This window comes from Pseudomonas sp. P97.38, from assembly GCF_001269745.1.
Lineage (GTDB): Bacteria > Pseudomonadota > Gammaproteobacteria > Pseudomonadales > Pseudomonadaceae > Aquipseudomonas > Aquipseudomonas chlororaphis_E.
This window is the reverse complement of sequence record NZ_LHVJ01000034.1, coordinates 1-7,816: the sequence shown is the minus strand read 5'-3', so window position 1 is coordinate 7,816 and position 7,816 is coordinate 1. Positions and strand designations below refer to the sequence as shown.

8 protein-coding genes, 1 tRNA gene and 1 pseudogene are annotated in these 7,816 nt (G+C 61.8%); 5 read left to right on the top strand and 5 right to left on the bottom strand.

Annotation, left to right across the window (positions count from 1 at the left end; translation table 11 throughout):
- The 4 genes from AD664_RS27405 to AD664_RS26055 form a co-directional block, all read left to right on the top strand.
- The coding region (locus tag AD664_RS27405) for a transposase (RefSeq protein WP_157061612.1) at positions 1–241 on the top strand (241 nt) is incomplete at its 5' end.
- 147 nt (positions 242–388) lie between these two features.
- Positions 389–464, top strand: a tRNA-Asn gene (locus tag AD664_RS26065).
- Positions 465–709: 245 nt separating this feature from the next.
- Positions 710–904: a hypothetical protein gene (locus AD664_RS26060; protein ID WP_042728351.1), complete on the top strand. Its 195-nt coding sequence runs from the start codon at positions 710–712 to the stop codon at positions 902–904.
- Positions 905–992: 88 nt separating this feature from the next.
- Positions 993–1,175, top strand: a complete 183-nt coding sequence (locus tag AD664_RS26055; protein ID WP_053151369.1) for a hypothetical protein — start codon at positions 993–995, stop codon at positions 1,173–1,175.
- Here AD664_RS26055 and AD664_RS26050 read toward each other — a convergent pair.
- The gene (locus tag AD664_RS26050; RefSeq protein ID WP_042728349.1) at positions 1,172–2,233 is read right to left on the bottom strand and encodes an AI-2E family transporter; all 1,062 of its coding nucleotides are present in this window, start codon (positions 2,231–2,233) and stop codon (positions 1,172–1,174) included. The two genes, AD664_RS26055 and AD664_RS26050, sit on opposite strands and share 4 nt — an antisense overlap.
- A gap of 147 nt (positions 2,234–2,380) precedes the next feature.
- Between AD664_RS26050 and yegQ the strand changes: the two genes are divergently transcribed.
- Positions 2,381–3,706 carry a tRNA 5-hydroxyuridine modification protein YegQ gene (yegQ, locus tag AD664_RS26045; RefSeq protein WP_053151372.1) on the top strand — a complete coding sequence of 442 codons (1,326 nt, stop codon included), beginning with the start codon at positions 2,381–2,383 and terminating at the stop codon, positions 3,704–3,706.
- Positions 3,707–3,948: 242 nt separating this feature from the next.
- Here yegQ and AD664_RS28305 read toward each other — a convergent pair whose 3' ends face one another.
- From AD664_RS28305 to AD664_RS26030, 4 genes and pseudogenes are all read right to left on the bottom strand, one after another.
- A complete protein-coding gene (locus AD664_RS28305; RefSeq protein WP_371261001.1) occupies positions 3,949–4,704 on the bottom strand; it encodes a methyl-accepting chemotaxis protein in 756 nt (251 codons plus the stop codon).
- A gap of 102 nt (positions 4,705–4,806) precedes the next feature.
- A pseudogene (locus AD664_RS28300) lies at positions 4,807–5,628 on the bottom strand (cache domain-containing protein); the annotation flags it as partial.
- Positions 5,629–5,886: 258 nt separating this feature from the next.
- The gene (locus AD664_RS26035) at positions 5,887–7,203 is read right to left on the bottom strand and encodes a Na+/H+ antiporter family protein (protein WP_161796091.1); all 1,317 of its coding nucleotides are present in this window, start codon (positions 7,201–7,203) and stop codon (positions 5,887–5,889) included.
- Positions 7,204–7,371: 168 nt separating this feature from the next.
- A partial coding sequence (locus tag AD664_RS26030; protein ID WP_157061611.1) for a transposase occupies positions 7,372–7,816 on the bottom strand: 445 nt, incomplete at its 5' end.

Genomic DNA, 7,816 nt, shown 5'->3' with positions numbered 1-7,816 from the left:
CTACAACGACGACAGTGGCAATCACAGCGGCAAACGTCAGATTTACGGAGGAAGAGCGCGGGTCAGACGTGCGCTTTATATGTCGTGCTGGGTTGTCATCCGCTATCACGCCGACTTCAAGGCCCGGTACGAAGCACTTCGAGGGCGAGGCAAGAGCGCGAAAGTCGCGCTCATCGCCTGCATGCGAATATTGCTAATCAGACTGAATGCCATGCTTCGAGACGGCACTGAATGGCGGTGACGGGTGGCAGAGGTAAGACAGTTGCTCCCACAGTGCGTTTTATGTTTGCGGTAACAAGTGAGCAATGGATCGCCCACCGCCCTTGCAACGCCCCAATCATCACTCAAAGCTTGACTTCTCTTTTCCAATCAGTAACATACGCGCCATTCCGCGATAGCTCAGTTGGTAGAGCAAGTGACTGTTAATCACTGGGTCCCTGGTTCGAGTCCAGGTCGTGGAGCCAGACAGCAATAAAAAAGCCCCTGAATCGAAAGGTTCAGGGGCTTTTTCGTGGGCCAAAGCAAAGCGCTGCTGGCTGAAAAAGCTCGTCGAGGTCGCTACCGGAACAATAATCCGGCGCCAAAAAGGCATTATGGTCTGAATCCTGCTTTGTTTTCCTGCAACCCAGGCTGTCACGTGAGCGTCATGGCGGTGCCGCACACTGACGCTGTCCGTCAACAACAGCTTCATAACAACAAGGACGAAGCTATGCCCACGCAAAATCCCCATCGCATCGTTGGCCTGTGCACTTCCAGCAAGGTCTACAACGCGCTCACAGAACTCAAGCACCTGGAAGGCCACCGAACCGCCAAGTTCATTTCACTGCTGGCGGAGAATCTGGTGCGCAAAGGCGTGCTCCATGAGCAGGAAGTGGTGCACATGCTCGATCTGGTGGTCGATTGAGCGACATCGATTCCCACTATTGAGCCGGTTGATTTTTCGTTACCGCGGCTGAGTCGTAAGGTAACCCCATCGATTGATGGAGGTTCCCATGCCCAAGGTTCAAATCATGTCTGTCATTGGCAGTGCCGTCCCCGCCTCGCTCAGGGAGCGCGGTCTGCTGGCCTGCTGGTATCTGGTGCAAGATGGCGTGACCATCAGCGGCCCGCTGACTTCACTGCCCGCCGCCCAGGCCATGTCGCAACGCATCGGCCCGTACTTGTTGACCGCCTAGGGCAACTGCACCCGAGGCGCGGTTTCGACGAACAGCGCCCAGCACGACAGGAACAACGCGGCAATCAACGGGCCGATCACGAACCCGTTCAGCCCGAACACCGCCAGCCCGCCCAACGTCGAGACCAGCACCATGTAGTCGGGCATCTTGGTGTCCTTGCCCACCAGGATCGGTCGCAGGAAGTTGTCCACCAGGCCGATCACGAATACCCCGAACAGAATCAGCACCACGCCCTGCCAGATGGCCCCCGAGAGCAGGAAGTACACGGCCACCGGCGCCCAGACCAGGCCTGCCCCCACCGCTGGCAGCAGCGACAGGAACGCCATCAGCACCGCCCAGGGCAGCACCGTCGGAATGCCCAGGATCCAGAAGATCAACCCGCCCAGCGCGCCCTGGGTGATCGCCACCAGCAGGTTGCCTTTCACCGTCGCCCGCACCACGCGGTTGAATTTCAACTGCAGGCGCCGCTTCTGGTGTTCGGCCAGCGGCACCGCAGCACGCACCTTGCGCACCAGCTCAGGGCCATCGCGCAGAAAGAAGAACAGCAGGTACAGCATCACCGACAGGCTGACCAGGAACTGGAAAGTGCCCTGACCGAAGCTGAACGCCTGGGTGGCGAAGAACTCACTGCCTTGCATGGCGCTCTTGACGATCTTGTCACGCAGGCCATTGAGGTTGCCCAGGCCAAAGCGGTCCAGCAGGTGCTGGAAGTACGGTGGTAACGCATCCTTGAAGCGGGCCAGGTAATCGGCAATGTCCAGCTCTCCGCTCTCCAGGCTCTTGTACAGCGCCGCGCCTTCCTGGACCAGCAGCAAGCCGATGACGATCACCGGCAAAATCGCGATCACCACGCACGTGCTCAGGGTGAACAACGAGGTGACGTTGCGCTGCCAGCCGAACTTCAGTTGCAGCCGCCGTTGCATCGGCGCAAAGACGATGCCCAGGATCACCGCCCAAAACACCGCGCCGTAGAATGGCAACAGGATCCAGATGAAAGCCAGGGTGACCAGGACCAGTAACAGCATCTGGGATTTGTTTTGCAGCATCTTTCGATTCATCAGCTTTCCATGTCCTGAGGCGGGTTACACATTAGTCAGCCAGGAATCGCCGGAGTGCCGTCGGTTCTGCGCTTGTGCCTTGATCCACATCAATATGGCCCGGTCCGGCGCGGCGTACCCTCGCCGCTTTTTGCGACCGACGCCACCATGACCCTCGCCGCCCCTGAACTGCTCGCCCCCGCCGGCACCCTGAAGAACATGCGCTATGCCTTCGCCTACGGCGCGGACGCGGTGTACGCCGGTCAACCGCGCTACAGCCTGCGGGTGCGCAACAACGAATTCGACCACGCGAACCTGGCCCTGGGGATACGCGAAGCCCAGGCCATGGGTAAGCGCTTCTACGTGGTGGTGAACATCGCCCCGCACAACGCCAAGCTGCGGACCTTCCTCAAAGACCTGGAGCCGGTGATCGCCATGGCGCCGGACGCGCTGATCATGTCCGACCCGGGGTTGATCATGCTGGTACGCCGGCATTTCCCGCAGATGCCCATCCACTTGTCGGTGCAGGCCAATACCGTGAACTGGGCGAGCGTCGAGTTCTGGCAGCAACAGGGCTTGAGCCGAATCATCCTGTCCCGGGAGTTGTCCCTGGAGGAAATCGCCGAGATCCGCCAGCAGGTGCCGGCCATGGAACTGGAAGTTTTCGTCCATGGTGCGTTGTGCATGGCTTATTCGGGGCGGTGCCTGCTGTCGGGCTACCTGAACCGGCGCGACGCCAACCAGGGCAGTTGCACCAACGCTTGCCGCTGGAAGTATTCGGCGCAGCCGGCCACCGAAAACCTGGTGGGCGACATCGTGCAAACCTATACGCCCGAGCCGACCCTGGGCATCGGCGCCCCCACCGACCAGGTGTTCCTGCTCCAGGAGGCGAACCGGCCGGAGGAATCCATGCCGGCCTTCGAGGACGAGCACGGCACTTACATCATGAACGCCAAGGACCTGCGCGCCGTGCAGCACGTCGACCGGCTGGCGCGGATGGGCGTGCACTCACTGAAAATCGAAGGCCGCACCAAGTCGCACTTCTATTGCGCCCGGACCACCCAGGTGTACCGCCGGGCCATCGATGACGCGGTGTCCGGCCGCGACTTCGACCGCACCCTGATGACCGACCTGGAATCCCTGGCCCAACGCGGCTACACCGAGGGCTTCCTGCGGCGCCATGTGCATGATGAGTATCAGAACTACCAGAACGGCAGTTCGGTGTCGGCGCGCCAGCAGTTCGTCGGCGAGCTGACCGGCGAACGGCGCGAGCGCCTGGCCGAAGTGCGGGTGAAGAACCGCTTCGGCCTGGGAGACCATCTGGAACTGATGACCCCCAAGGGCAACTTTCATTTCGACCTGCACCAGTTGCAGGACGTCAAAGGCCAGGGCATCGACGTCGCGCCGGGGGACGGGCACGTGGTGTACGTGCCGATTCCGGATGCGGTGGACCTGCAGTTCGGGTTGTTGATGCGGGATGTACAGGCACGCTAGCGATTACAGTTGCCCCTGTGGGAGCGAGCTTGCTCGCGATAGCGGCTGTCCAGGCAACACTCCAGTGACTGACCCACCGCTATCGCGAGCAAGCTCGCTCCCACAGGGGACCCGGTGCAGCCGTTGGACCGCGACAGGAACTGCCGAAGGCTGCGATCCTCCCCGACCGATAGGGCCCGGCTGCCCGGGCGTCACATCTGGATCGGGCGCGAAAGATCGCAGCCTTCGGCAGCTCCAGCCGGTCAGATGCGGAACTGGCCGACCAATTTGCCCAGGCGCTGGCCCAGCTCGTTGAGGCTGCGGGAGGTCTGGGCGCCAAGCTGGGTTTCGTCGGCAACATTGTCCACCGCGACGGCGATCTGATGCACGCTGCGGTTGATTTCCTCGGCCACCGCGGTCTGCTCTTCGGCGGCACTGGCGATCTGGGCGTTCATCGAGTTGATGGTGCCGATCAACTGCGCCATGGTGTCCAGGGACGCGCCCGCCTCGTTGGCCCGCACCGACGTGCCGTCGCCGGCCTCGCTGGAGCGGCGCATCGCCTCCACGGCAGCATGGGTGCCTGATTGCAGGCGGTCGATCATGCCCTGGATTTCCTGGGTGCTTTGCTGGGTCCGGCTGGCCAGGGCCCGCACTTCATCGGCCACCACCGCGAAGCCACGCCCCGCCTCCCCGGCACGCGCGGCCTCGATGGCGGCGTTGAGGGCCAACAGGTTGGTCTGCTCGGCAATCGAACGAATCACCCCGAGCACGCTGACGATCGAGGACACGTCCTGTTGCAGGCTGTCTAAGGACACGCCGCTGCTGCGGATATCGTTCACCAACGCATGAATCTGCTGGATGCTACCGGCCACCACGCGCTTGGCCGACTGGCCTTCTTCGTCAGTCTGCTGGGCGGCGACGGCCGCGCCCTGGGCGCTGCGTGCCACTTCCTGGGCGGCCGAAGACATTTCGTTGATCGCCGTGGCGACCTGGTCGGTTTCGTGGCGCTGGCGCTCCATGGCCTGCTCCGAGCGCTGGGCCTGCTCGGACACTTGCGTCACCAGCCCGGTCAGTTGCGAGGTCATGTCGGTGATCTGCCGCACCAGGCCGTGGATCTTGTCGACGAAGCGGTTGAACGAACCGGCCAGTTGGCCGAGCTCGTCCTGGCTGGTGATCGCCAGGCGCCGGGTCAGGTCGCCCTCGCCCGCCGCGATGTCATCGAGGTTGTCCTTCATCAGGTGCAGCGGCCGCAGGATGGTGTTCGCCAGCAGCAGGCCCACCACGGCAATCACCAGCAACACCACGGCGGCGATGCCGACGATGCTCAGGATCACACCCTGCACGCGTTCATGGACCTTGGTCTCCACCAGGGCGACCTGGGCTTCGATGCCGTCCAGGTTGACCGAGCTACCGACCGCCATGTCCCACTTGGGCAGGTATTCGGTGTAGCCGAGCTTGGGCACCAGTTCCTGGCTGTTGGGCAGTGGCGAGCTGTATTCGAGGTAGTGGGTCCCGTCCTTGGCGACTTTCACCAGGTCACGGTTGACGTAGACACCGTTGGGGTCGCGGTTGTCCTTGAAACTCTTGCCCACGCCGTCGGGGCTGTTGGCCTTGAACAGGCGCACGGTCTCGGAGTCGTAGCCGAAGAAGTAGCCGTCCTTGCCGTAGCTGATGTTCGACAGGAGCTTGATCGCCTGGGCCCGCGCCTCGTTGTCACCGGCAGCGGCGGCATCGTACAGCGGCTTGATGGCGGTCAACCCCACCGCCACGTAGTTCTGCAGCGTCGCCTTGGCCTCCGCGAGCAGGCGTTCGCGCGTCTGCTGCACCTCTTTGCCGGCCTGCTCCGTGAGGATGAAGGCGGTGGTCAGGCTGATGATCACCGCAGACAACAGGACCGGCAGTATTGCCAGGGACAGGACTTTAGCCTTCAGGCTCAGGCGCATGCTGTTCACTCTTGTTGGTGTTATTGGCGTGGTTAGCTGGGTTAGCGGCAGCGCACGGCAAAACTGTAGGACAAGGTGAAAAAGCTTGGCGCGAATGGTCTACCGATTTGTCATCGGATTTAATGGCCTCTTCGCGAGCAAGCCCGCTCCCACACTGGACTGCTGGCAGCACCTATTGGGTGTTCACAGCAGATCTTTTGTGGGAGCGGGCTTGCTCGCGAAGGGTTCGGCTCGGTCCTGAGCCTGTTTGAATATCCCTTACAACACCATCGCCGCCACCCAACCAAACGCCAGCAAGGGCAGGTTGTAGTGGATGAAGGTCGGGACCACCGTGTCCCAGATATGATGGTGCTGGCCGTCGATGTTCAGGCCGGAGGTCGGGCCCAGGGTCGAGTCCGAGGCGGGCGAGCCGGCATCGCCCAGGGCACCGGCGGTGCCGACGATGCAGACGATCGCCAGCGGGCTGAAGCCCAGTTGCAGGCACAGCGGCACGAAGATCGTCGCGAGGATCGGCACCGTGGAGAACGACGAACCGATCCCCATGGTCACCAGCAGCCCGACCAGCAGCATCATCAGCGCACCGATGCCCTTGTTGTGGCCGATCCAGGCCGCCGAGGCCTCCACCAGGCTCTGGACTTCACCCGTGGCCTTCATCACTTCGGCAAACCCCGAGGCGGCGATCATGATGAAGCCGATCATCGCCATCATCTTCATGCCTTCGGTGAACAGGTCGTCGGTCTCACGCCAACGCACCACCCCCGACAGGGAGAAAATCAGGAAGCCGACCAGGGCACCGATGATCATCGAGTCCACCAGCAACTGGATGGCGAACGCCGCCGCCACGGCCAACCCGGCCACCATCAGGCTCATCGGGTTGTAGCGCACCGCCACTTGCTCGACCCGGGCGATTTTCTTCAGGTCGTAGACGCGTTTCTTGCGGTAGCTGAACAACGACAGCAACAAGCCGAACACCATGCCCAACGCCGGGATGCCCATGGCGTGGGTGACGTTGATGCCGCTGACGTCCACACCGCTGCGGGCGATGTTGGCGAGCAGGATTTCATTGAGAAAGATGTTGCCAAAGCCCACCGGCAAAAACATGTAGGGAGTGATCAGGCCGAAGGTCATGACGCAGGCGATCAACCGGCGATCGAGTTGCAGCTTGGTCAGCACATAGAGCAGCGGCGGCACCAGCAGCGGGATGAAGGCGATGTGGATCGGCAGGATGTTCTGCGAGGCGACCGCGACGGTGCCCAACAGGCCGATCAAGACCCATTTGACGCCGGACCCGCCGGCGGCGTCCTGACGGTCCACCATGGCCAGGGCTTTGTCCGCCAGGGCGTGGGCCATGCCGGATTTGGCAATCGCCACGGCGAACGCGCCGAGCAACGCGTAGGACAGCGCCACCGTCGCACCGCCCCCAAGGCCGGCGTTGAACGCCTTGAGCGTCGCGTCGATGCCCAAGCCCCCGGTCAAGCCCCCCACCAGCGCGCCAATGATCAGCGCGATTACCACATGCACGCGAGACAAGCTGAGCACCAGCATGATGCCAACCGCGGCAATTACTGCATTTATCATCGTTACCTCAAAGCACAGCGATGGAAAGCCACCGGACAAAAAGGGCGCGACTTTGCAGGAAGCGGCGGCAAGCTGCAAGGGCCAAGGTGGTGATTTGTACCAGCCACAAAGCGCCGGGCCTCTCTCCGTCAAATGTGGGAGCAACTGTCTTACCTCTGTCACCCGTCACCGCCATTCAGTGCCGTCTCGAAGCATGGCATTCAGTCTGATTAGCAATATTCGCATGCAGGCGATGAGCGCGACTTTCGCGCTCTTGCCTCGCCCTCGAAGTGCTTCGTACCGGGCCTTGAAGTCGGCGTGATAGCGGATGACAACCCAGCACGACATATAAAGCGCACGTCTGACCCGCGCTCTTCCTCCGTAAATCTGACGTTTGCCGCTGTGATTGCCACTGTCGTCGTTGTAGGGGGCGATTCCCGCCAGGGCCGCGATCTCTCTGCGATCAAGCTCACCCAGCTCAGGCAGGTAAACCAACAAACTAGCAGTCGCCACAGTGCCGATCCCTTTAACTGATGTGAGTCGGTCGGCTTTCTCCGCATCCAGCTTACGCATGCTTTGATTAATGGCTTTGCCAAACTGCTTGATTTGGATTTGCAGGTAGCGAATATGA